Annotated in this window: 20 protein-coding genes; 12 read left to right on the top strand and 8 right to left on the bottom strand. The window is 72.5% G+C overall.

Going from position 1 to position 19050, the window contains the following annotated elements:
- Positions 1-71 precede the first annotated feature (71 nt).
- Entirely contained in the window at positions 72-2228 is a 2157-nt protein-coding gene (locus QMK28_RS19700) for a S9 family peptidase (protein WP_326439737.1), read from the bottom strand.
- Positions 2229-2418: 190 nt separating this feature from the next.
- Between QMK28_RS19700 and QMK28_RS19695 the strand changes: the two genes are divergently transcribed.
- From QMK28_RS19695 to QMK28_RS19680, 4 genes are all read left to right on the top strand, one after another.
- A complete protein-coding gene (locus tag QMK28_RS19695; protein WP_326439735.1) occupies positions 2419-2613 on the top strand; it encodes a hypothetical protein in 195 nt (64 codons plus the stop codon).
- Positions 2614-2659: 46 nt separating this feature from the next.
- A complete protein-coding gene (gene mshB, locus QMK28_RS19690; protein ID WP_326439733.1) occupies positions 2660-3568 on the top strand; it encodes an N-acetyl-1-D-myo-inositol-2-amino-2-deoxy-alpha-D-glucopyranoside deacetylase in 909 nt (302 codons plus the stop codon).
- A 65-nt stretch (positions 3569-3633) separates the two neighbouring features.
- Positions 3634-4002 carry a DUF6113 family protein gene (locus QMK28_RS19685; protein WP_326439806.1) on the top strand — a complete coding sequence of 123 codons (369 nt, stop codon included), beginning with the start codon at positions 3634-3636 and terminating at the stop codon, positions 4000-4002.
- A gap of 255 nt (positions 4003-4257) precedes the next feature.
- Positions 4258-6417 (top strand): hypothetical protein, encoded by a 2160-nt coding sequence (locus QMK28_RS19680; RefSeq protein ID WP_326439731.1) that lies wholly within the window; start codon positions 4258-4260, stop codon positions 6415-6417.
- 246 nt (positions 6418-6663) lie between these two features.
- Here the strand turns inward: QMK28_RS19680 and QMK28_RS19675 are convergent, their stop codons facing one another.
- Together QMK28_RS19675 and QMK28_RS19670 are read right to left on the bottom strand one after the other, a co-directional pair.
- Positions 6664-6882: a DUF397 domain-containing protein gene (locus tag QMK28_RS19675; protein ID WP_326439730.1), complete on the bottom strand. Its 219-nt coding sequence runs from the start codon at positions 6880-6882 to the stop codon at positions 6664-6666.
- A complete protein-coding gene (locus QMK28_RS19670) occupies positions 6879-7727 on the bottom strand; it encodes a helix-turn-helix domain-containing protein (protein ID WP_326439728.1) in 849 nt (282 codons plus the stop codon). The genes QMK28_RS19675 and QMK28_RS19670 overlap by 4 nt, the downstream gene beginning before the upstream one ends.
- 126 nt (positions 7728-7853) lie before the next feature.
- Between QMK28_RS19670 and QMK28_RS19665 the strand changes: the two genes are divergently transcribed.
- The 4 genes from QMK28_RS19665 to QMK28_RS19650 all read left to right on the top strand — a co-directional run bounded on the left by QMK28_RS19665 (position 7854) and on the right by QMK28_RS19650 (position 9095).
- Positions 7854-8039, top strand: coding sequence for a hypothetical protein (locus tag QMK28_RS19665; protein WP_326439726.1), 186 nt, complete (start codon positions 7854-7856; stop codon positions 8037-8039).
- Positions 8036-8293: a hypothetical protein gene (locus QMK28_RS19660; RefSeq protein WP_326439724.1), complete on the top strand. Its 258-nt coding sequence runs from the start codon at positions 8036-8038 to the stop codon at positions 8291-8293. Before QMK28_RS19665 ends, QMK28_RS19660 begins: the two co-directional genes overlap by 4 nt.
- An 11-nt stretch (positions 8294-8304) precedes the next feature.
- Positions 8305-8559 (top strand): DUF7848 domain-containing protein, encoded by a 255-nt coding sequence (locus QMK28_RS19655; RefSeq protein ID WP_326439722.1) that lies wholly within the window; start codon positions 8305-8307, stop codon positions 8557-8559.
- Between the two features lie 245 nt (positions 8560-8804).
- On the top strand, positions 8805-9095 hold the full coding sequence (locus tag QMK28_RS19650) for a response regulator transcription factor (RefSeq protein ID WP_326439804.1): 291 nt from the start codon (positions 8805-8807) through the stop codon (positions 9093-9095).
- Between the two features lie 43 nt (positions 9096-9138).
- Here QMK28_RS19650 and QMK28_RS19645 read toward each other — a convergent pair whose 3' ends face one another.
- A complete protein-coding gene (locus QMK28_RS19645; protein WP_326439720.1) occupies positions 9139-9978 on the bottom strand; it encodes a transglutaminase-like domain-containing protein in 840 nt (279 codons plus the stop codon).
- Positions 9979-9995: 17 nt separating this feature from the next.
- Positions 9996-11186 (bottom strand): GNAT family N-acetyltransferase, encoded by a 1191-nt coding sequence (locus QMK28_RS19640; protein WP_326439718.1) that lies wholly within the window; start codon positions 11184-11186, stop codon positions 9996-9998.
- A 140-nt stretch (positions 11187-11326) separates the two neighbouring features.
- Between QMK28_RS19640 and fdxA the strand changes: the two genes are divergently transcribed.
- Together fdxA and dapC are read left to right on the top strand one after the other, a co-directional pair.
- Complete coding sequence (gene fdxA / locus QMK28_RS19635) at positions 11327-11653, top strand: ferredoxin (protein WP_326439716.1); 327 nt, start codon at positions 11327-11329, stop codon at positions 11651-11653.
- A 323-nt stretch (positions 11654-11976) separates the two neighbouring features.
- On the top strand, positions 11977-13101 hold the full coding sequence (gene dapC, locus QMK28_RS19630) for a succinyldiaminopimelate transaminase (protein ID WP_326439801.1): 1125 nt from the start codon (positions 11977-11979) through the stop codon (positions 13099-13101).
- A gap of 201 nt (positions 13102-13302) precedes the next feature.
- Here dapC and QMK28_RS19625 read toward each other — a convergent pair whose 3' ends face one another.
- Both QMK28_RS19625 and QMK28_RS19620 read right to left on the bottom strand, forming a co-directional pair.
- Positions 13303-13752, bottom strand: coding sequence for an ATP-binding protein (locus QMK28_RS19625; protein ID WP_326439714.1), 450 nt, complete (start codon positions 13750-13752; stop codon positions 13303-13305).
- 302 nt (positions 13753-14054) lie between these two features.
- On the bottom strand, positions 14055-15194 hold the full coding sequence (locus QMK28_RS19620) for a hypothetical protein (RefSeq protein ID WP_326439712.1): 1140 nt from the start codon (positions 15192-15194) through the stop codon (positions 14055-14057).
- Between the two features lie 293 nt (positions 15195-15487).
- On the opposite strand from QMK28_RS19620, the gene dapE reads away from it, so the two are divergent.
- Together dapE and QMK28_RS19610 are read left to right on the top strand one after the other, a co-directional pair.
- Positions 15488-16558 (top strand): succinyl-diaminopimelate desuccinylase, encoded by a 1071-nt coding sequence (dapE, locus tag QMK28_RS19615; RefSeq protein ID WP_326439710.1) that lies wholly within the window; start codon positions 15488-15490, stop codon positions 16556-16558.
- Between the two features lie 215 nt (positions 16559-16773).
- Entirely contained in the window at positions 16774-17643 is an 870-nt protein-coding gene (locus tag QMK28_RS19610; protein ID WP_326439708.1) for a TIGR00730 family Rossman fold protein, read from the top strand.
- Between the two features lie 167 nt (positions 17644-17810).
- On the opposite strand, the gene folP is transcribed toward QMK28_RS19610, so the two are convergent.
- Complete coding sequence (folP, locus tag QMK28_RS19605) at positions 17811-18671, bottom strand: dihydropteroate synthase (RefSeq protein WP_326439799.1); 861 nt, start codon at positions 18669-18671, stop codon at positions 17811-17813.
- Positions 18672-19050: the final 379 nt, after the last annotated feature.

Raw genomic sequence — 19050 nt, 5'->3', positions numbered from 1 at the left:
CCCCGCCCCCGTCCGGACCCCTCAGGCCAACATGCCCCCTGCTCCCGCAGCCCTGTCCGTCTCGGATCGCCTCAGGCCATGCCCAATGACCGCTTCAGAAAGTCCACTTGGAGCAGCAGCAGATTCTCGGCGACCTGCGCCTGCGGCGTCATGTGGGTCACCCCGGACAGCGGCAGCACCTCGTGCGGACGGCCGGCGGCGAGCAGGGCCGAGGAGAGCCGCAGGGAGTGGGCCACGACCACGTTGTCGTCCGCGAGTCCGTGCACGATCATCAACGGCCGGTGCTGGTCGGCGGCTTGGGAGAGCCCCTCGTCCGTCACCACGGAGTTGGCGGCGTAGACGCCGGGCTGCTTCTGCGGGTCGCCGAGGTAGCGCTCGGTGTAGTGCGTGTCGTACAGCCGCTGGTCGGTGACCGGGGCGCCCACGATGCCGGCGTGGAAGACGTCGGGGCGGCGCAGCACCGCGAGGGCCGCGAGGTAACCGCCGAACGACCAGCCGCGGATGCCGACCCGCGTGAGGTCGAGCGGAAAGCGGCCGGCGAGGCCCTGGAGCGCGTCGACCTGGTCCTCGACGGTGGCGAACGCGAGATCGCCCGCCACCGCCTTCTCCCACGCGGGGGAGCGGCCCGGAGTGCCCCGGCCGTCCGCGACGACCACCGCGAAGCCCTGGTCGGCGAACCACTGGGACGTCAGATGAGCGTTGTGGGCGGCGACGACGCGCTGGCCGTGCGGTCCGCCGTACGGGTCCATCAGGACCGGCAGCGGTCCGTCGCCCGCGCGGTGACCGGTGGGGAGCACGACGGCGCACGGGATGCGGCGTGCGCCCCCCTCAGTGAACTGCGCGCGGGCAGTGAGCACCGGGGTCTCGGCGTACGAGGCGACCGTGACCGCCGGCCTGCCCTCGCGCAGCACCCGGACCTCGGCCCCGCTGCGCTCCATCGAGGTCGACGAGAGCACGGTGACGCGCCCGGAGCGGACCGCCGAGTGCAGGCCGACGCCCTCCGAAACCCGCTCGGTGCCCAGCTCGTTGACGCGCAGCACATGGACCTGGCCGAGCTCGGGCTCCTTGGCCTCGGGGCCGGTGGAGGCCGAGACCAGGATGTCGTCCTCGCCGATGTGCAGCACCGCGCGGACGTGCGCCTGCGGGCCGGTCAGCGGGCGGTCGCCGACCATCAGCACCCGTGCGCCGCCCTCGTCGGCGATCCGGACCAGCTGCCCCTCGGAGGTCCAGGCCGGGACGCCGTGGAACAGTTCCAGCCACACCGGGTCCTCGTCGACGTGCAGCGTCCTGGTCGCCCCGGTGTGCGTGTCCACCATCAGATAGAGCTGGCTGCGCTGGTCGCGGGCCTGTACGAGCAGCAGCGGCGGACCGGCCGCGGACCAGTGCACGCGGGCCAGGTACGGGTAGCCCTCGCGGTCCCACGTCACCTCGGTGCGCGAGCCGTCGAGGCCCAGCAGGGCCAGCGTCACCCGGGCGTTGGGGGTGCCCGCGGCCGGGTAGGCGACCTCGGCGGGCCGCCGGTCCGGGTTGGCGGGGTCGGCGATCCACCAGCGCCGCACGGGCGCGTCGTCCACGTGGGCGGCGAGCAGCTGTTCGCCGTCCGGCGACCACCAGAAGCCGCGGGTGCGGTGCATCTCCTCGGCCGCGATGAATTCGGCCAGGCCCCAGCCGCTGGTGTCGTTCTCCGGTTCGGCCAGCGCGCGGTCGCCGCCGCCGTCCGCCGCGATCACCCGCAGCGCGCCCCGCGCCACGTAGGCGACGTGCCGCCCGTCCGGCGACGGGCGCGGGTCCGCGACCGGGCCGGGGACCGGCAGCTCGCGGGACGTACCGGCCCGCAGCTCGGCCGTGAAGAGCCGGCCGGACAGCGCGAAGGCCGCCAGCTCGACCGCGTCGTCGACCGCGTAGCCGACCACCCCCGCCGAGCCCTCGCGGCTGCGCTCGCGGCGCGCCCGCTCCTCGGCGGACAGCTCCTCCGTCGCGCCGCCCAGCAGCACTTGGGGATCGGCCGCGGGGTATTCGCGGACGCCGCCCTTGGCTTTGCCCGCGCCGTTCGCGCTGCCCGCGTCAAGATCGAGTACCCAGAGCACATTCGCTCGATCGGTGCCCGTGCGCGAGCGCAGGAAGACGAGCCGCGAGCCGTCGGGGGAGACGGTGAAGGAACGGGGCGCGCCGAGCGAGAAGCGCTGCGTCGTGGCGTGCTGGCGCGGGAACGAGAGCTGTCCTGTCATGCGGCCGAGCCTACGGCGCGCGGCGTGCGCGCAGGGGGCCGACGAGAGCGCGTGCGCCTCCCCTGCTCCCGTGCACCGAGTTATGCGCGCGCACGTAAAGTTATGATCCATTGCGCATCGTGGGTATGAAGCTTCTGGCATCCCCGTGCCATCCGTTGTTCCGACCACGCGTACCTGGAGGTGAGCCGCCGTGGCGCTCTCGATTTCGGCTGTGGTGCTGCTGGCGATCGTCGTCTTCCTGCTGGTCCGTAAATCCGGACTCAAGGGAGGGCACGCCGTGGTCTGCGTGCTGCTGGGCTTCTATCTGGCCAGTTCGTCCATCGCTCCTACGATCAGCGACCTGACCAGCAACATCGCCGGAATGATCGGCGACATCAAGTTCTGACGCGGTTCCGCTCGGTCCGGGCTGCCGCTGCTCGTAGGCTGTAGGCATGACGGACCTTCCCGCCCGTCGTCTGCTGCTGGTGCACGCGCACCCCGACGACGAGTCGATCAACAACGGCGCAACCATGGCGAAATACGCGGCCGAGGGGGCCCGGGTCACCCTGGTGACCTGCACCCTCGGCGAAGAGGGCGAGGTCATCCCGCCCGGCCTCGCCCACCTCGCCGCCGACCGGGAGGACAGCCTCGGCGCGCACCGGATCGGCGAACTCGCCGCCGCGATGGCCGAGCTGGGCGTCGAGGACCACCGCTTCCTCGGCGGGCCCGGCCGCTACCGCGACTCCGGAATGATGGGCCTCGAACAGAACGAGCGGGCCAACGCCTTCTGGCACACGGACGTCGACGACGCGGCCCCGTACCTCGTCGAGGTGATCCGCGAGGTCCGCCCGCAGGTGCTGGTCACCTACGACCCGGACGGCGGCTACGGCCACCCCGACCACATCCAGGCGCACCGGGTGGCGATGCGCGCCGCCGACCTGGCCGCCGAACCGGCGTACCGCCGCGACCTCGGCGATCCGCACACGATCGCCAAGGTCTACTGGAACTGCACGCCCCGCTCGGTGGTCGAGCTGGCCTTCGAGCGGCTCAGGGCGGCGGGCAAGGAGATCCCCTTCCCCGGCATCGCCACGGTCGACGACGTCCCCGGTGTGGTGGACGACAGCGTGGCGACCGCCGGGATCGCCGGCGTCGAGTACGCGAAGGCCAAGACGGCCGCGATGCGGGCGCACGCCACCCAGATCGCCGTCGACGGCCCGTTCTTCGCGCTGTCCAACGAACTCGGCCAGCCGCTGTTCGGGACCGAGTACTACCGCCTCGTACGCGGCGAACCGGGCGAGCCGGCAGCCGACGCGCCCGCTCCGGCGCGCGAGGACGACCTGTTCGCCGGGGTGGCGCTGTGAGCGCGGGCACGGGCGGCGAGCCCCGGCAGGGCGGTACGAAGCCCGGCGGCGGCGCCGTCAACGCGATGGCGCTACCGGTCCCTACCGTCAACGCTCGACGCGTATTCACCTATTCGGGACTCTTTGTTCTCGGACTGCTGGCAGGATTCGCGGGCACTCTGGTACAAGGCGGCTGGTTCCCCGGCGGGTTGCTGCTCGCGCTGGTCGGCGCCGGAGCGCTGTTCATCGGCGGCGGCAAGGCCACCGAGACCAGGGGCGGGGCGCTCGCGCCGGCCGCCGGCTGGCTGGTCGCCGTGATGCTGCTGATGACCACCCGGCCCGAAGGAGACTTCCTCTTCGGGGTGGGTTTGGGTACGTACGTCTTCCTGTTCGGAGGGATGCTGGTCGGTGTGATCTCCGCCACGGTGCCCACATTGTCGCCACCAGGCCCATAACGTGCCCGACTTGGCGGAGGAAGGGCCGACTCGGCCCTGTCATACGATCGTTCAGAAGGCCCGTTCGGGCAGCCGATCGGACGGTCGCCGGATACAGATCGGTGGTGCCCAGTATGGTGGTGCGCGCCGCCGAGCCGCCCGTGCGAGGTCCCAGGCCCTGGCCGGCAGACCACGACGGGCGACGCCGCCCGCTGTCCCGGCCCGATCGGCCGGCCGGGAGCAGACAGACGGCGGAGTCAACCGGGAGAACCTGCTTTGAGCCGTGAATCTGACAGTTCGTCCTCCGGGCCCCACGGGCGCGGCGCTGCCGCCTACCCGTCGGGTACCCCGTCGTACGGATCCCGCCAGTATCCGTCGGCGGATCCGACGCAGGACGACGCATACGACAGCTCCGCTCCGGCGGGCTCCGACGCCGCGCCGCGGCCCGAGTCCCCCGCAAAGGACGAGGGCCCGAAGACCGAGACCACGCTGACGACGCGCATCCGGATCAACATTCCGGGCTCCAGACCCATACCGCCGCTCGTCGTGCGCACGCCCGTCGCCGACGGAAACGACCGCGGCAAGGACGCGGAGCGCACCGGCAACACGCCGCGGCCCGCTCCGGCCGCGCCCGCCGCACCGGTCGGGCAGAGCGGTCCGCCGGCCGCGCCCGACGGCGCTCCCGGCCCGGGCCAGGCTCCGGGCGGCAACGCGTCCGCGCCCGCGCCCAGCGACTGGTTCGCGCCGCGCAAGGGGGGCACCCAGGGCGGCGGCGCCGCTCCTGGACCGGTCGCGCCCGCGCCCGCCTCGGACACCACGGGGACGTCGCCGCGCCCCGACCTCCCGTACTTCACCGACACTCCCGCAGCGCCCCCCGGCGGCGCCGGGCCCGGCGGCTTCGGCGGCGGCGCGGCGGCCGGCGGACGCCCGCCGGGCGGACCCGCGGGACCGACGAGCGGCCCCGCGGGCGGCGACAGCCCGCTGCTGCCGCCGGCCTTCCGGCAGAACGCGGGACCGGGCACCGGCCCGCCCCCCGGCAGCGCTCCCGGCGGCCCCGGCACGGGCGCGCCCTTCGGCTCGGGCCTCGGCTCCGCACCGGGCGTCGGCCCCAACCCGCCCATGAGCGACGACACCGCCCCCATGGCCCCGCAGCCCCCCGGCCCCGCCGGCGGCGGACCCGGCTTCCCTGGCGGGCCGCTCAACGCCTTCACCCCGAACGGCCCCGGTCAGGACAACCCGGCGGGCGACTACCCGCCCGGCGGCCCGGCGGGCCCCGGCGGTCCCGGCGAGCACGTCTCCGGCGACACCCTCGTCAGCGGCATCCCGAAGGTCCCGTCGGCGGGCGGCCCGACGTCCGCCTCGCCCTCCCCGTTCGCCCCGGGCGGTCCCGGCGGCCCCGTCCCGGCCCCGCCGTACGACGGCGACACCGCGCCGCCCCGCGCGGCGGCCACCCCCGCCGCGAGCGCTCCGGCGGCCGGACGGGCGGCCAAGAAGGGCCGCTCCAAGCTGATGCTGGCCGCGGTCGCGATCGTCGTCGTGGCGGGCGTCGCGTACGGCGCGGGCCTGCTGCTCGACCACGCGGACGTACCGAACGGCACCACCGTCCTCGGCACGGAGATCGGCGGCACCTCGAAGGAAGAGGCCGTCAAGAAGCTCGACGCCGCGCTGGGCGACCGTCCCACCGCCCCGCTCAAGCTCACCGTCGGCGACCGCCCCGCCGAGCTGACGCCGCGGGTCGCGGGGCTGGCCATCGACACCCAGGCGACCGTCCGCGGCGCTGCCGGCCGCGACTACAACCCGGTCTCGGTCATCGGCTCGCTGGTCGGCGGCGCTCGCGCGGCCGACCCCGTGGTGACCATCGACGAGGAGAAGCTGACGGTCGCGCTCCAGGGACTCTCCGGCGCAAGCGGAGCCGCGCAGGACGGCACGATCGAGTTCACGCCCGGCAAGGCCGTCGCGGTGCCCGGCAAGACACACGAGGCGCTCGATGTGGAGAGCTCCGTCGACAAGGTCGCCGCCGCCTACCGCGACCGCGCCGCGACCGGCCGCAACACGGCCGTCCAGCTCGCGGTCAGCATGCGCAAGCCGGCGGTCAGCCAGGCCGAGATCGACCGCAAGATGAAGGAGTTCGCCATCCCGGCGATGTCCGGCCTGGTCACCATCAAGGCCGGCGACGCGTCGATCCCGTTCGGCCCCGACCGGTCACTGCCGAAGATCCTGTCCATGCGGCAGGTCGACGGCAAGCTGGTCGAGCACTACGACCGCGCGGCGCTCAAGCAGCTGTACGGGAACGTCTTCGACGGTGTGCTGATCACGCGCGGCAACGGCTCGAAGACCCCGGTCCAGCCGACGGACGTCGCGGCGGCGCTGGGCCAGGCGCTGCGGGGTAAGACCCCGGCGGAGCGCACGCGGGTGATCGAGACCAACGCGAACTAGGCGGTGGCCGCCCGGTGGACGGGTGCCCTCAATCTCCCCCGGACTTCGTCCGGGAGGAGTCCCCAGCGATTGAGGACACCCGGGTCGGCGTGAGGACATCCGAGTTGGCGCGCCCCGGACCAGCACGATCCAGCAGGCCCGGCACGCCCTCCTCGCATGGCGGCCCCCGCAGGGCCGCCTGAGCAGTGCGAAAGCCCCGCCGCTCCGAAGCGGAGGACCGGCGGGTCCTCTTGGGGTTTGCGACGACTACACGTCAGCGTTACGGGCGAACTCAACCAGCCCCGCCCAACCCTCGCGCGTGAACGTGAGCACGGGGCCGGTCGGGTTCTTGCTGTCACGGACGGGGACGACGCCGGTCGCGGCTGCTGCCGCGGGTGACCACTCGATGCACTGGCCGCCTTCGCCGCCGCTGTACGTGCTCTTGACCCAAGGGCTGATGGTGCTGGGTTCGGTGGTGTTGTTCATCTGGCGTGATCCTCCGTCGTGATCTTGCGGAATAGGTCCAGCGAGGCTTCCGCCGAGAGTGCCGCAGCGCGTAGCCGCTCATACGTGGCTGTCGCGCTGGCCACCGCCCCGGCCGAGTCGTTCACGTGACCCTTCTCCCTGGTCTCCGAGTACAGGACAGGTGCCTCGTCGTCTTGCGTAATCAGCGTAAACGGCAAGGACGACGCAGGGGCACCCGCGCTGAACGGGAGAACTTGAACCGTGACGTGAGGTGTTGCCGCCTCGGCGGCCAGGCGCTCAAGTTGCCCGACCATGACGGCCCGACTGCCGACGACGGTACGTAGCACCGACTCGTGAAGGATGACCCACAGGAGCGGGGGCGCTTCACGCTCCATCACATCGTGACGCCGAAGGCGTGCTTCAACGCGGGATTTGATCTGGTCGTCATCCTCGCGGGGGTGAGTGGAACGAAAGGCGGCCTCGGCGTACTCCGAGGTCTGGAGCATCCCCATTACGAAAGCATTCGAATAGTCGCTGATTCCGGATGCTTCGCGCTCCAACTTGAGGTACGGAACGAACCAGCCTGGGTGGCCGCGCTCGCTGACCCTGTGCCGGAGGCGAGCGAAGCTGCCGGGGGTGTTGAAAACCCTGTCGCACGCTTCCGCGAAACGTTCGGACGATAGGCGCTTGCCGCCTTCCACACGCGTTACGTAGGTGCGCTCAAATCCCGTCTGGCTGGCTAGCTCCCCTTGGGTCAAACCCTTATGTACGCGCGCGTGCATAACCTCGTTACCGAGGTACTCCGGCCCGTCTTCCGGCTCTTCCGCCTCGACCGGCTCTTCCGATTGAGTGACCGATTCGCTCATGTGTCCAACTCCGTTATGTGCCAAAGGTGTTGGCACGCCATTTTGCCTGGTTCCGGCGTGCGTGGGGGGCGAACCTAGAACTAGAAATGACTCCATCGGAAACGACGATGCGAAGGGCGCGCGACCATGGCGGACCACTCAGCACCAGCAGCCACAAGACAGACCGACGACGCCGGCGAGCTGGCCGCACTGATAGACGCCGGGGGCTTCTGGCGGCTCGCCCCGGAGTGGGTGCCGCGCGCGGGCTACGCGACGCCGACCCCCGACCTCCTGCGGGACGTCGAGGCAGGACTACGACGGTGGATCGTATGAGCAGCACTCATGAGCACTCCTCAGAGCCCGCATACGCCCCCGAGCCGGGCGAGACGGTCCGGGACGACAGGGGTACCGGCAGGGTCGGCACGGTCATGGCCAAGCTGGGGCCGTATTACCAGCTCCGCCCGATCGGTGGTGGGAGGGAGTGGGACGCTCCGCCGGAGAACGTCCACCCCATAAGCCAAGCCGAAATCCTGAGCGCGCGCCTGCGCGCCGCGAATGACCGCAGCCGGTACGGGGGTTGCCGCTGATGCGGGCTGTCATGCGCTACGTACCGTTCACCACCATTCAAGATCTCGCAGCCGTGCCGGAATACGCGGCCGAATGCGTGTCGGGCGACGAGAAGCCGTGCGGTGAGAAATCGGGCGAGCACACCCACCCGGAGCATGTCGAGGAATGGATGCGACGCCATACCCAAGAGACCCGGCACCAGAACTACCGCCGGACCTTTACGGACTTCGCGATCATGGCCCCCTCCGAACTCGAACCGGCGCGAGTGGCGCGGGTGAAGGCGTGATGCGGGCGCGCGCCCTGGTCCGTCCCGGTAGCCGCCGACGAGACGGGAGGGGGTGGGGCCGGAGGGGTGGTGGGTCCTGGACGCTGTCGTGTATTTGTGGGCCGCCAGGCCCGTAAATATACGGTCCAGGACCCACCACCCCGCAGGTCCCGCCCCCGGCACCGAACTCCCACCCGATGCCCCCGACCACGGCAAACGGTTAACCTTCAAACGTGATCAGGGTCCTACTGGCCGAAGACCAGTCGATGGTGCGCGAGGCGCTGGCCGCGCTGCTCGGTCTGGAAGCCGACATCGAGGTCGTGGTGCAGGTGGCCCGGGGCGACGAGGCGCTGGCCGACGGCGCGAGCCCGCTGACCGACCGGGAGCGCGAGGTGCTGCGCACAGCGGCGGACGGCTCGACGAACGCCGAGGTGGCGCGTGCCCTGCACCTCTCGCAGGGCACGGTCCGCAACTACCTCTCCACGGCCATCCAGAAAACGGGCGCACGCAACAGAGCGGAAGCGGCCCGGATAGCTCGCGAAAAGGGCTGGCTCTGACCGCACCCTCGCCCCGGCCCGCACCCCGACCGCCCCCGGCCCGTCAATTCAGCATCGCCCGAGCGGCCCGAGCCTGATACCGAATGGACTCGCCCACGCGCGGATCCATCACCGCGGCCACCTCCGCGTAAGCCTCCAGCTCCGCCGCGCCGGTCACGTAGTCCCCGCGCTGCACGAGCAGCTGGGCGCGCTCGTACCGCAGCCGGGCCGGGTGGCTGGGCAGCAGCAGGGCCAGTTCGACGGCCCAGAGCTGGACGTCGGTGCGTTCGGGCCGGGCCGCGGCCCAGGCGCGGATGTTGTTGAGGATGCGCAGCATGATCTGCAACGGCCGCGCGGGGGTGAGAATCCCGGCGGACATCGGCGCGCCGGTCGCGCCCGCGACCAGCAGCGCCGCGTCGTCGCTGGCGAGCCGCCGGCCGCCGTTGAAGGGGTCGGCGAGCACATGCCCGCCGGGCCGCGCGGGATCGCCGAAGCCGACGATGAAGTGGCCCGGCAACGCGACCCCGTAGACCGGCGCGCCGGCTCGCCGGGCCACCTCGATCCAGACGACGGAGAGCAGGATCGGCAGCCCGCGCCGCCGCCGCAGCACGTGGTGCAGGAGCGAGGACTCCAGCCGCTGGTAGTCGGATGACGCGCCGCGGAAGTCGCACTGGTCGCCGAGGAGCTCGCCGACGGCGTTCGCCCAGTCGCTCGGGTTGTCGAAAGCGGAGCGCGGCAGCAGGGCGGCCAGCGCGTCGATCTCGATCAGGGCCCGTTCGATCCGGGCGTCGGTGAGCGCGGGATCGGCCTCCGCGGCCACCAGGAGGCACAGCAGTGCGAGGTCGGGGCGCTCGGCGCGCGCCGCCTCCGCGAACCGCTGTCGTCGGCTGCCGGTCTCGTCCATATCTGGTTCGTACCCGTTCAGCGCGGGTCGCTCTGCGGCGCGCGCCAGTGGTGGTAGGAGTGATGGGTGGTGAAACCCATCGCGTCGTAGAGAGCGCGCGCGGGCGCGTTGTCGGCCTCCACCGCGAGGTAGGCCGCCGAGGCCCCCTCGTCCAAGGCCCGGCGGGCGAGAACGGTCATCACGGCGGAGGCGAGCCCCTGCCGCCGGTACGCCGGATCCACCTCGATCGCCATGAAGCCCGCCCACCGCCCGTCGATCACGCAACGCCCGATCGCCGCCGGGCTCTCCTCGTCCGTACCCGCTACGGTCGCGAACCAGACCGACGGCCCGCCGCCGAGCACGCTCAGCACCTCGGGTCCGGGCGACCTGAAGCGCTGGTAGCGCGAGAGCCAGGCGTCGCCGACCTCACGGGACAGCACCACGACACCGGCCGCACCCGCACCGGCACCCGACCCGAAACCGGCACCCGCACCAGCACCGGCACCGGCACCGGCACCGGCACCGGCACCCGCACCCGCACCCGCACCGGCACCAGCACCCGACCCGGAACCCGCACCCGAACCCGACCCGGGAACGGAGCCCGCACCCGACCCCACCCCATCCCGGAACCCCACATCCGCGTCACCGATCGGCGCGAGCGCCGCGATCCGCAGCAGCGCCGAGACCTCCAGCGTCCAGCCGCGCCGCTCCAGCTCCGCGGCCAGTAGCTCCTGGGTGCCCTCGGCCCCCGTGCTGACCTGGATGTACGCGGGCAGCCCGCGCTCGGCGTACCAGTCGGTGACGAACCGCAGCGCGTCATCGAGCGGCCGGCCGGGACCGCCGGTCGGCAGGACGGAATTCGCCCTGCGGGTGAAGCCGGCCGAGGCGCGCAGCGTCCAGTCGCCGAGCGGTTCGCTCTCGACGGGGGGCCAGCCGCGGGCCGCGACCCGGTCCAGCTCCGCGGCGCTCGCGGCGGGGCCGCGCCTGCGGGCCGGGGCGGCGGGCACGACTTTGCCCGCCACAAGAGTCGATTCCGCGATCCGGACGATCTCGCCGGTCTTACGGGTGACGCACAGCGTGCCGTCGTCCCACGATGTGAGAACGCCGACCGTGTCGGTGAACTTCGCGTCCGCTTCTCCAGCATCGGTCAACCGCCGTACGGATACCCTTTTGCCCACGTCAGCAGTGGTGATGCGGACCTCCAGTTGTGCGCCAGCAGTGAAATCCACAGCTCTACCCGCCCCTCCTGTTCGTCTCCTGCCCGGGAACGGAGATACTAGATGCGGGCATCGACGACGCCGCGCTCCCGCGCGCCCCGTGGCGGAGCCGGAGAGACGGTCCGCCAGCCCTACCGAGGAGGAACGACAGCGTGACTTACGTCATCGCGCAGCCTTGTGTCGATCTGAAGGACAAGGCCTGCATCGAGGAATGCCCGGTCGACTGCATCTACGAGGGCTCCCGGTCCTTGTACATCCACCCGGACGAATGCGTCGACTGCGGGGCATGCGAACCGGTCTGCCCGGTCGAGGCGATCTTCTACGAGGACGACACCCCGGAGGAGTGGAAGGACTACTACAAGGCGAACGTCGAGTTCTTCGACGAGCTCGGTTCGCCCGGTGGCGCTTCCAAGCTCGGCCTGATCGAGCGGGACCACCCCTTCATCGCGGCGCTGCCACCGCAGCCCCAGGAAGCCTGAGCCGACGGCCCGCGCCGCCCCGGTCCCGTACGGCCTGCCCGCTGTACGGGGCCGAGGCGTTTCCCGCCGCTGTCCCGATACGGGGCGCGACCCGGGTTGCGGGCGACGCGCGTGCCGACGCCCTGTCCGCCGGGTGCCGAGGCCATGATGGCCGGTGCCGGTGCCCGTGCGGATGCCCGTGCCCGCCCGACGCCCCGCGTGCCGGCGCTCGCGTCCGCGTCCGCGCCCGAGCCCCCTGTCCGAGCCTCCGCGCCCGAGCCCCCTGTCCGAGCCTCCGCGCCCGAGCCCCTGTCCGAGCGAAAGTGAACTCCTCCGTGTCAGCCCTGTCAGACCCGCCGGCCCCGCCGGCCCGCTCCGCCGTCTCCGCCCGCTTGCCGGTGTTCCCCTGGGACCGCCTGGAGCCGTACAAGACGGCCGCCGCCGCGCACCCGGACGGCATCGTGGACCTCTCGGTGGGCACGCCCGTCGACCCGGTCCCCGAGCTGATCCAGCGGGCGCTGACCGGGGCGGCCGACAGCCCCGGCTACCCGACGGTGTGGGGCACCGCCGCGCTGCGCGACGCGCTCACCGGCTGGGTCGGCCGGCGGCTGGGCGCGAGCGGAGCCGGGCACGCCAATGTGCTGCCGGTCGTCGGCTCGAAGGAGCTGGTGGCCTGGCTGCCGTTCCAGCTCGGGCTCGGCCCGGGGGACAAGGTCGCCTACCCGCGGCTCGCCTACCCGACGTACGAGGTCGGCGCGCGGCTGGCCGGCGCGGAGCCGGTCGCCTACGACGAGGTGAGCGACCTCGACCCGGCCGGGGTGCGGCTGCTCTGGCTGAACTCGCCGTCCAATCCGACCGGCCGGGTGCTGACGAAGGACGAGCTGCGCACCGCCGTCGAGTGGGCGCGCGAGCACGGCGTGCTGGTGTTCAGCGACGAGTGCTACCTGGAGCTGGGCTGGGAGGCCGAACCGGTCTCCGTCCTGCACCCGGACGTCTGCGGCGGCAGCTTCGAGGGCCTGGTGGCGGTGCACTCGCTGTCCAAGCGCTCCAACCTGGCGGGCTACCGCGCGGCGTTCCTGGCCGGTGACGCGGCGGTGCTCGGCGAGCTGCTGCAGATCCGCAAGCACAGCGGAATGATGGTCCCCGCCCCCGTACAGGCCGCCACGATCGCGGCGCTCGGCGACGACACGCACGTGGCCGAGCAGCGCGCCCGCTACGCCGCCCGCCGCGCGGCGCTGCGCTCCGCGCTGGAGGCGAGCGGCTTCCGGATCGAGCACAGCGAGGCGAGCCTCTACCTGTGGGCGACGCGCGACGAGCCCTGCTGGGACACGGTGGGGGACCTGTCCAAGCGGGGCATCCTGGTCGCGCCCGGTGACTTCTACGGCCCGGCGGGCGAGCGCTTCGTACGGGTCGCGCTCACCGCGACGGACGAACGCGTCGAGGCGGCGGTGCGGCGACTGACGGCCTGACGGCTGTACGGCCTGACGGCTGTACGGCCGGGACTGGCGGGTTCACAGCAAGCCGCCGCGCCGCCCGACGGCCCCGACCGCCCGACGGCTTCACCGCAGGCCGCACGAGTACGAGTACGCGAAGGGGGCCCGGGGAGAACGAACTCCCCGGGCCCCTTTCACCGTCGGCGCGTACGCGAGGCACGGCAGCCGCGAGTCGGATCAGCCGCCGAGCGGCAGGCCCTTGACCGGGAGCTGGCCCGTGCTCGGCGCACCCGCGCCCAGTCCCTTGGTCGGCAGACCGTCCTTGGTGGCGGTCTTGGTGGTCTCGCCGAGGAGGCCGCCCGCGTTGCCCGCGGTCTCGCCCGCGACCTTCTGTGCGGCCGGGGTGGCGGTCTTGACGGTCTTGCCGCCGGTCTTGCCCACGGCGGGGACCGCGGTCTTGACGGCCTTGCCGCCGGCCTTGCCCGCCACGTTGGTGGTGTTCTGCGCGGCACCGTCCACGGTGTCACCGACGTTCGAGGTGTCCATGGCGCTCAGTCCACCCAGGTCGGGGGCGCTCGGCAGCTCAGTGGCGGCGCTCGCGGAGCCGACCGCACCGACCAGGGGAGCCGCGCTCGCTGCGACCAGCAGGGCGGCTCGGGCGATCCGACGCGTGAGGGGGAGAGACATTGTGCTCCTTCTACGGAGGGACTTCGTGCTTCTGACGGAGCTGACATGTCCGCCGAGCGGACGCATTGACTACCGCGCGAGCGGCCGAATGGTTGCGGGACGCCCAGGTAAAGAGTCTGCAATGCGTCGCATAATCTGTTCCGGCTAAAAGCGGGCAAACGCATAGATCGCCGAACGGCTGGGGAAACGTCACAGCCCATCGCGCGCATGGGAGTTGACGTCTTCCTGGCGGCACCTGACGGAGGTGCGCGGCACGCGTCGCCCAGGACCGGCCGGGTGCCTCTTCCGGGGGATCAGCCGCACTAATGCGCGGTGGTGATGCGAACCTCGCCGGCGGAATTCTTCCCGCCGGTATCCGACGCGTCACCGGTATCGGCCGCGTCACCCGTACCCGCCGCGTCACCTGTACCCGTCGCGTCACCGGAATCCGCGGCGGAGCCAGCGTCCGGCGAATCGCTCGCGTCCGCGGAGCCGCCCGCGTTCTTCGAGCCGCCGCCCTGCTCGCGCCAGCCGTCCTCGGAGTCCGCCGCGGTCCACACCTGGCGGCCGTACGAGATCCGGTCGATGCGGAGCTCGGACGCGTGGGCCACCGCCCAGTGCGCGAGCTCCCAGCCGCGCCGGGCCGGGTCGCCCCCGGGGGCGGCGGCGGAGGCCCGGACCGGGACGGTCACGACCGGGTCGCGGTCGGCCGCCCGCTCGCCCTCGCGCCCGCCGTCGTCCGTCGCGCGCTGTGTCTCCTGCGGCACCCGCGCTCCCCGCGTCTGCCGCGGACCCGGCGTCTGGCGCGCCTTCTGCGGCTGCCCGGCCTCGCGCGCCGCCGCTGCCGGCAGCACCTCGGGGCCGAACTCGCGGGTCAGCTTGGCCCGTACCCGCGCAGGGTCGCCCGGGGTGCCGTCGTCCACCGGCATCGTGCAGTTGAAGGTGCCGGCCGTACGCCCGGTCAGCGCGGAGGTGAGCAGCGCCGCGTCCACCTCGTGTTTGGCGTAGGCCTGCGGGAAACCGCTGCGCTGGACCTTCTGCGCGGCGACCGTCAGCGGCAGCCGGGAGTAGCCGGGCACCTTGACCAGGTGGTCGTAGAACCGGCCCGCCGAGTAGACCGGGTCGCGGATCTGCTTTCCGGTGCCCCAGCCCTGCGAGGGGCGCTGCTGGAAGAGGCCGACGGAGTCCCGGTCGCCGTGGGTGATGTTGCGCAGCCCCGACTCCTGCATCGCGGTGGCCAGCGCTATGGTCACCGCCCGTTCGGGCAGCCCGCGCGAAGAGGCCACGGCTTCGATGCTCGCGGCGTTGACGGCCTGTTCGGGGTCGAGTACGTACGTCGTGCCGTCCCCCGTGCCGTCGCCTTCGGCCCGTACGGTGCAGCGCGGTGCGCCGGCGCCGCCGGTCTCGTAGTGCACCAGCAGGTAGCCGGCCAGCGCGAGCAGCACGGCGAAGGCCGCCAGCATGCGAAGGACGCGGCCGCGACTGGGTGGGGCGGAAGGGGACAGGGGCACGTTCACACCGTACTGGAGTGCTGCCGCGGCCCAGCCGGAGCGTTTGTGGCGTGACCGGCAGGGTTCTCCCCCCTCGGTCCGGGAGGCGACTCCCTGGATACGCGCCCTCGGCCGCGCTTGTCCTCAAGCGCCGGACCGGCTGAAAATTCAGCTGTCCGGCGCTGGAGGAGACCCGCCCACCGGGCGGACCCGGTCAACCAATGCGGTCACCGCACGGCATGCGCCCACCGCACTACAGTCGCCGCATGGAACCCCCCGCACTCGATCTCTCGCTGGACGCCGCGCAGCTCACCGCGCAGCTCGTCGACATCCCGTCCGTCAGCCTCGATGAGAAGTCCCTCGCCGACGCCGTGGAGGCCGCGCTGCGCGCGCTGCCGCACCTGACGGTGGACCGGGACGGCGACTCGGTCGTGGCCCGGACGAACCTGGGGCGGGCGGAGCGCGTCGTGCTCGCCGGCCACCTGGACACGGTCCCGATCGCCGACAACCTGCCCTCGCGGCTCGACGCGGACGGCGTGCTGTGGGGCTGCGGCACCTCGGACATGAAGGCCGGGGTCGCCGTGCAGCTGCGGCTCGCCGCCACGCTGCCGGAGCCCAACCGCGACCTCACCCTCGTCTTCTACGACGCCGAGGAGATCGCCGCCGAGTTCAACGGGCTCAAGCGGCTGGTCGAGAAGCACCCGGAGTGGCTGGCCGGGGACTTCGCGGTGCTCCTTGAGCCGACCGGAGCCAAGGTCGAGGGCGGCTGCCAGGGCACCCTGCGGGTGCGCGTCGAGACCACAGGCCGGCGCGCGCACTCGGCGCGCAGCTGGCTCGGCGAGAACGCCATCCACAAGGCCGCGCCGATCCTGGCCCGGCTCGCCACGTACGAGCCGCGGCACGTCGACATCGACGGCCTGATCTACCGCGAGGGCCTCAACGCGGTGATGATCGAGGGCGGTCACGCGGGCAACGTCATCCCCGACGCGTGCGCGGTGATCGTCAACTTCCGCTTCTCGCCCGACCGCGACGAGGCGCAGGCGCTCGCGCATGTCCGCGAGGTCTTCGCGGGCTACGACGTGGTGGTCACGGACAGCGCGCCCGGCGCGCTGCCCGGTCTGGCGCACCCGGCCGCTGCCGCCTTCGTCGCGGCGATCGGCACCGAGCCGGCCCCGAAGGACGCCTGGACGGACGTCGCCCGCTTCTCCGCCCTCGGCGTCCCGGCGGTCAACTACGGCCCCGGCGACCCGAAGCTGGCGCACACCCGTGAGGAGCACGTCGCGGTCGCCGCCGTGCTGGAGGCCGAGCGGAAGCTGCGCGGCTGGCTGACGGACTGATCAGGCCCGGCGCGGGGGCGGGGGCGGCCGGACGGCCGTCCCCGCCGCTCGGCGGCCGAGGCGATCAGCTCAGGTGATCAGCCGAGGTGATCAGCTGACTGTTCTGTACCCGTTCATGCGCGTTCATCCGATAGAGGAGGGGCGCGCGCGTACGCTGAGCTGCACGATCCTTCCCCTGCCCATGGCGGGGAGGCGGCACGCGGAGGGAGCACGGCATGGACAACGCTGAGGGAGACCGCACGGCCCAACAGCAGAGCGTGGACGCGTTGGCGGAAGCGGTGGGGGACTCGCCCGCGGAACCGGCGAGCGGTACGGCCGGGGATCCGGCGGGATACCGCACAGGAGACACGGCGGACGGGTGGGCGGAGCAGCGGCTCGGCCCTGTCCTGCGCAGGCGGGACCAGGTACAGCCCAGCACCACGGACCAGCGGTTGCTGGACACCCAGCAGGGCTCGACGGAGTGGGTGCACGAGGACCCGTGGCGGGTCATGCGCATCCAGTCGGAGTTCGTCGACGGCTTCAGCGCGCTCGCCGAACTCGGCCCGGCGGTCAGCGTCTTCGGCTCGGCCCGTACGCCCAAGGACTCACCGGAGTACGCGGCCGGGGTGGAGATCGGGCGGGCGCTCGTCGAGGCGGGCTTCGCGGTGATCACCGGCGGCGGTCCCGGCGCGATGGAAGCGGCGAACAAGGGCGCGGGCGAGGCGGGCGGGGTGTCCGTCGGACTCGGCATCGAGCTGCCGTTCGAGCAGGGGCTCAACAAGTACGTCGACATCGGCGTGAACTTCCGCTACTTCTTCGTCCGCAAGACGATGTTCGTGAAGTACGCGAGCGGCTTCGTCGTACTGCCCGGCGGCCTCGGCACCCTCGATGAGCTGTTCGAGGCGCTGACTCTGGTCCAGACGAAGAAGGTGACGCGCTTCCCGATCGTCCTCTTCGGCACGAGTTACTGGCAGGGCCTGATCGACTGGCTGCGGGACACGCTCGTCGCGGAGGGCAAGGCCACTGCGCACGACTTGGAGCTGTTCCACCTCACGGACAGCATCGACGAGGCGATCGCGCTGGTCACGAAGGAGACGGCGCCTTAGCCCTGCGGGCGGCGCATGGGTGATGGGGTGACCGCATTGGTTGACCGGTTCGCCGGTGGACAGGTGTCCTCAATCTCCCCCGGACTTCGTCCGGGAGGTGCCCCCAACGGGCTTGATTTAGCGCCCCGAATTCGTCTGAGGACAGCGCGGCCGAAGGGCGCGTTCTCCTAGGCCAACCCCCGGCGGGCGACCGCCGGGGGCCGGTGGCCGGCGATCGAGGCGACCATGTCGAGGACCTGACGGGTCTCGGCCACCTCGTGCACCCGGTAGACCCGCGCGCCCAGCCAGGCCGACACGGCCGTCGTCGCGAGGGTGCCGAGCACCCGCTCCTTGACCGGCTTGTCGAGCGTCTCGCCGACGAAGTCCTTGTTGGAGAGCGAGACCAGCACCGGCCAGCCGGTCGCGGCCATCTCGCCGAGCCGCCGGGTCGCCTCCAGCGAGTGCCGGGTGTTCTTGCCGAAGTCGTGCCCCGGGTCGATCATGATCGCGTCGCGCCGTACGCCCAGCGCGGCGGCCCGCTCCGCGAGGTCCAGCGTCACCCGCAGGATGTCCGCCATCACGTCCTCGTAGCCGGTCCGGTGCGGCCGGGTGCGCGGCTCCGCGCCGCCCGCGTGCGTGCACACCAGACCCACGTCGTACTCGGCCGCGACCTCGGCCAGCTTGGGGTCGACCCCGCCCCACGCGTCGTTCAGCAGGTCCGCGCCCGCCTCGCAGACCGCCCGGCCGACGTCGTGCCGCCAGGTGTCGACGCTGATCACCACGTCCGGGTGCCGCCTGCGCACCTCGGCGACGAAGCCGACCGTGCGGCGCGCCTCCTCTTCGGCCGAGACCTCCTCGCCGGGGCCGGCCTTCACACCGCCGATGTCGATGATCGCGGCGCCTTCCGACACCGACTGCTCGACGCGCGCGAGCGCGGGCTCGTCGCGGAAGGTGGCGCCCTGGTCGTAGAAGGAGTCCGGAGTCCGGTTCACGATCGCCATGATCACCGGCTCGCCCTCGGCGAACTCGCGCGTCCCCAGCCGCAGCACCACGTACCTCCGTAAGTTTTCGGGCGGCCCGGGAGACCGGGCTGCCGCCCCGCACCCCCGCGGCGGTCGCTCGACGCGGCCCGCCGCACCGTCCGCGGCAGGCCCGTCAGAGACCCTAGCCGCTCCGCGCGGAGCGGACGGAGCGCGCCCGGCCGGGGGCGGCGGGGCGGCACAGGGACCGGGTCCCGGCCGATCGCGGTGAGCGCGGCGGACGGCCGCCGGGCAGCGTGGGACCGGCGGCCGGCGGGGCGTGGCACGATCGTGCCCTGACAGGTGTGGCACAGCCCTGGGAGAGCGTCGTGTTCTGGTTCATGCTGATCGCGTTGGTCGCGGTGGTCGCCGTAGAAATAAAAACCGTGGTGGGGGGCGGGGGGGGGGG

Source organism: Streptomyces sp. H27-D2 (assembly GCF_035828615.1).
Classification (GTDB): Bacteria; Actinomycetota; Actinomycetes; order Streptomycetales; family Streptomycetaceae; genus Streptomyces.
Note: the sequence above shows the minus strand (reverse complement) of the source record. Positions and strands in the feature narration are given on the sequence as shown.

What these genes read in the sequence shown, in the direction of transcription:
- QMK28_RS19685 (WP_326439806.1), top strand. Translation starts at nt 3,634, where the DNA reads ATGGCGCTACCGGTCCCTACCGTCAACGCTCGACGCGTATTCACCTAT.
- QMK28_RS19660 (WP_326439724.1), top strand. Translation starts at nt 8,036, where the DNA reads ATGAGCAGCACTCATGAGCACTCCTCAGAGCCCGCATACGCCCCCGAG.
- QMK28_RS19675 (WP_326439730.1), bottom strand. Translation starts at nt 6,882, where the DNA reads ATGAACAACACCACCGAACCCAGCACCATCAGCCCTTGGGTCAAGAGC.
- QMK28_RS19670 (WP_326439728.1), bottom strand. Translation starts at nt 7,727, where the DNA reads ATGAGCGAATCGGTCACTCAATCGGAAGAGCCGGTCGAGGCGGAAGAG.
- dapE (WP_326439710.1), top strand. Translation starts at nt 15,488, where the DNA reads ATGGAACCCCCCGCACTCGATCTCTCGCTGGACGCCGCGCAGCTCACC.
- QMK28_RS19610 (WP_326439708.1), top strand. Translation starts at nt 16,774, where the DNA reads ATGGACAACGCTGAGGGAGACCGCACGGCCCAACAGCAGAGCGTGGAC.
- QMK28_RS19665 (WP_326439726.1), top strand. Translation starts at nt 7,854, where the DNA reads ATGGCGGACCACTCAGCACCAGCAGCCACAAGACAGACCGACGACGCC.
- QMK28_RS19700 (WP_326439737.1), bottom strand. Translation starts at nt 2,228, where the DNA reads ATGACAGGACAGCTCTCGTTCCCGCGCCAGCACGCCACGACGCAGCGC.
- QMK28_RS19655 (WP_326439722.1), top strand. Translation starts at nt 8,305, where the DNA reads ATGCGCTACGTACCGTTCACCACCATTCAAGATCTCGCAGCCGTGCCG.
- QMK28_RS19650 (WP_326439804.1), top strand. Translation starts at nt 8,805, where the DNA reads ATGGTGCGCGAGGCGCTGGCCGCGCTGCTCGGTCTGGAAGCCGACATC.
- mshB (WP_326439733.1), top strand. Translation starts at nt 2,660, where the DNA reads ATGACGGACCTTCCCGCCCGTCGTCTGCTGCTGGTGCACGCGCACCCC.
- QMK28_RS19620 (WP_326439712.1), bottom strand. Translation starts at nt 15,194, where the DNA reads ATGCTGGCGGCCTTCGCCGTGCTGCTCGCGCTGGCCGGCTACCTGCTG.
- QMK28_RS19625 (WP_326439714.1), bottom strand. Translation starts at nt 13,752, where the DNA reads ATGTCTCTCCCCCTCACGCGTCGGATCGCCCGAGCCGCCCTGCTGGTC.
- QMK28_RS19645 (WP_326439720.1), bottom strand. Translation starts at nt 9,978, where the DNA reads ATGGACGAGACCGGCAGCCGACGACAGCGGTTCGCGGAGGCGGCGCGC.